Here is a 2,735-nt window from a genome sequence, read left to right on the forward strand (position 1 = left end):
CTGGATCCCTTCTCCGAAGGGTGAGCGGTGGGAGCCGCGGCTCTGGTGACCGCGACTCCATGACCCTCATCTGGTCTGTTGCGCTCGCGTGGCGCCGGTCGAGCCCTTCCCGCCGCCCTGTCGAAAGCGTGCTAGTGGACCTGGCCGCGGATCTCCCCACCGGGGAAGTCCCCCGGGCCGGTGTTGGGCGGGTCCACCCCGTCGTTGGTGTGCACGTTGACGTAGGTGTTGCCGCTGCCCATCGCGGCTAGCACCGCCGCCAGGTCGGCCCAGCCACAAAGATTGCCCGCATCCGGGGCGGTGATCGTCCCCTCGGCCAGCGTCCCGTCCACCCGGCCGCCTCCGGGCGCGCCCATGAACAGGGTGACGCCAACCGGGCCGTTGACCCCGACGCCACCGCAGTGGATGTGGGCCGCGACCACGTTGTCGAGGTTGGCCACATTCAGCTTGAACGTCAGCGCCGTCCCGTCGGCGCTGAGCTTGAAGGTGGCCACCCCCACCGCGTGGGTGTCGCGTGCCGGGACCTCCTGGCCGCCCGACAGCGTGGCCACGAAGTTGTCACCGGCCACCGCCGCCGGCGCCACCGCCAGCAGCCCCAGCGCCAGCATGGCCACCAGCACGATCGTCCTGCGCATCGGTGCCTCCTTGTCCGCTTCTGGTCGAGGTCGCCAACGGCACCCTCCGATACCGGGCGCCGAATCGAGTTGCAGATCGGCGTTGCTGGAACTCCTGTGTGCCGAGGGAACACCCAGCAGGCCAGCGGCATCTCGGTGGGGCGCGGCTGGCGCAGCCAAGGACCGCCCGACACAGCTCTCCCCGGTCGCGGATCGACCCTCCAGCAGCTGGACGCTGCGATGGGTGCCACACCGCAGTCACCTGGCCGTCGGCGCCGACACCCAGCCGCTCCACCGCGTTCCGCCTTGACGACAGCACACGGGCACGGCCGCTCGCGGCGAAGGCAGCGGCCGGCATGGCGACCTCCTGGAGACGGGGAGGCAGCACCTCAACCAGGACAGCGAGGACGACAGCTTGCAGTCAGTCAACTAGCAGACCGGTCACCCGATTCCCCATCGGCGTGCCCGCCCTCGTCATCAGCTGCCGCTCGGGGCTTCACCGGCCCACCGCACCAGGCCGTTATCCATGCTTGAACCGGTCGCCGGCCGGCCGGCCAGCTCCTCGGCTGGCCACCAACCTGCTGCCACCGAGAGAACGGCCATCGCGGACCAGATTAAATGAGACACCGCCGAGAAATGGCCCTGGCGGACCAGATTAGGCGAGACAAGCCACTGAACGGCGTCTCAGGCGATGTGGTCCGCCGCAGGTCAGCGAGGTCAGGCCGGACCAGATCAAGTGAGACGGGACAGGAGCATCGTCAGCGGGAGGAAGGTGTCCCGTCTCATTTGCGTCAGGCAAGCCCGGCTCACGACGCTGCAGACGACAACCCACCCAGGTGGCGGTCTCAGGACCCAGAGGGGTAGCCACCGATCGCCACCCAGGACCCGACGCACCACACCACCACCGACGTATCCGTCAGGCGAGGAGGTCGGCCATGAGCGACCACAAGGCAGTTCTTGGCTCCGCAGCATGGGTCCAGCAGACGCAGGGGTGGATGACTGCCGCCGAACGTCGTTCGCTCGTGGGTCCGTTGGCTCGGACCCACCTGAGCAATGCGGTGGGTCGGCTGCGCATGGCCGTGCGGCTGCATCCCGGGCGCAACGTCGACATTCCGGAGTCCCGATTGGCGGTGCCCGAGACGGCCTTGACCCGTGCGGCGCGGAAGGTGGCTGAGGACACCCTGACTCCGACGTTGCTGCATCACAGCTACCGGACCTACCGTTTCGGCCGCGCTCTGGGCGAGCTCGACGGGTTGCAGGTCGACGCCGAACTCCTGTTCGCCGCAGCGATCCTGCACGACACCGGCCTGGTGAACCTGCCCAACGGCGCTGATTTCACGTTGTCGTCGATGGGGCTCGCGCGCGAGGTCGCGGACCAGGTGGGTCTGTCCACCGCGGCAACCGAGGTCATGCAGACAGCGATCACGATGCACTACACCCCGGGCGTGACGACGGCGGCAGGCACAGAGGCGTACCTGCTCGCGGCGGGTGCGGCCGTGGACGTGGCCGGCGTCCGGAGCTGGGACCTGCCGCCGCAGACTCTGAACAACGCTGTGCGGGACTACCCGCGAGTCGGGTTCAAGAAGGCGTTCGCGGACGCGTTCCGCGCCGAAGCGGTCCGGGTCCCCCAGGGACGGGCAAAGTTCGTGAACAGGTACGGCGCGCTCATCACCGCGATCAAGCTGGCCCCGTTCGACGAGTGAGGCGTGCACGCCCGGCGATCGGCGCTAGCGAACGGACAGCCACCGAGAGAATGGCTGTGGCGGGCCAGGTTGAATGAGACACAGCTGAGAAAATTGCCATCGCAAGCCAGGTTCAGTGAGACAGCGCCGAGAGAATGGCGCTCGCGGGCCAACTTTAGTGAGACAACCGGCTGGACGCCGTCTCAGCGAATCTGGCCCGCCGCAGGTCAGCGGCGTGCTACCGGGCCAAGTTCGGTGAGAAGGGACAGCAGCGTCTCAGCGCCGTCCTCGACGCGCGCTGACGACGGCTAGGACTGCTTGGCGGAGGTGCAGCCGATCGTGAGCGCCATTGGCGCGACGTTTGTGCAGGAAACCTGCGATGGCTCCAGACCGCCGACGCCGGCGGTGACGAACCCGCTGGCTGACCGGATGCTCGCCG

2 protein-coding genes are annotated in these 2,735 nt (G+C 68.4%); one reads left to right on the forward strand and one right to left on the reverse strand.

Annotated elements, in window-relative coordinates; genetic code table 11:
• Window positions 1–131: 131 nt before the first annotated feature.
• Window positions 132–635, reverse strand: a complete 504-nt coding sequence (locus VF468_25745) for a CHRD domain-containing protein (protein HEX5881691.1) — start codon at window positions 633–635, stop codon at window positions 132–134.
• Between the two features lie 914 nt (window positions 636–1,549).
• On the opposite strand from VF468_25745, the gene VF468_25750 reads away from it, so the two are divergent.
• A complete protein-coding gene (locus VF468_25750) occupies window positions 1,550–2,317 on the forward strand; it encodes an HD domain-containing protein (GenBank protein ID HEX5881692.1) in 768 nt (255 codons plus the stop codon).
• Window positions 2,318–2,735: the final 418 nt, after the last annotated feature.

Source organism: Actinomycetota bacterium (assembly GCA_036280995.1).
In the GTDB taxonomy this organism is placed as follows: domain Bacteria; phylum Actinomycetota; class CALGFH01; order CALGFH01; family CALGFH01; genus CALGFH01.

Bases quoted from the DNA above. Each gene is read 5' to 3' on its own strand.
- VF468_25745 (HEX5881691.1), bottom strand. From the start codon at position 635: ATGCGCAGGACGATCGTGCTGGTGGCCATGCTGGCGCTGGGGCTGCTG.
- VF468_25750 (HEX5881692.1), top strand. From the start codon at position 1,550: ATGAGCGACCACAAGGCAGTTCTTGGCTCCGCAGCATGGGTCCAGCAG.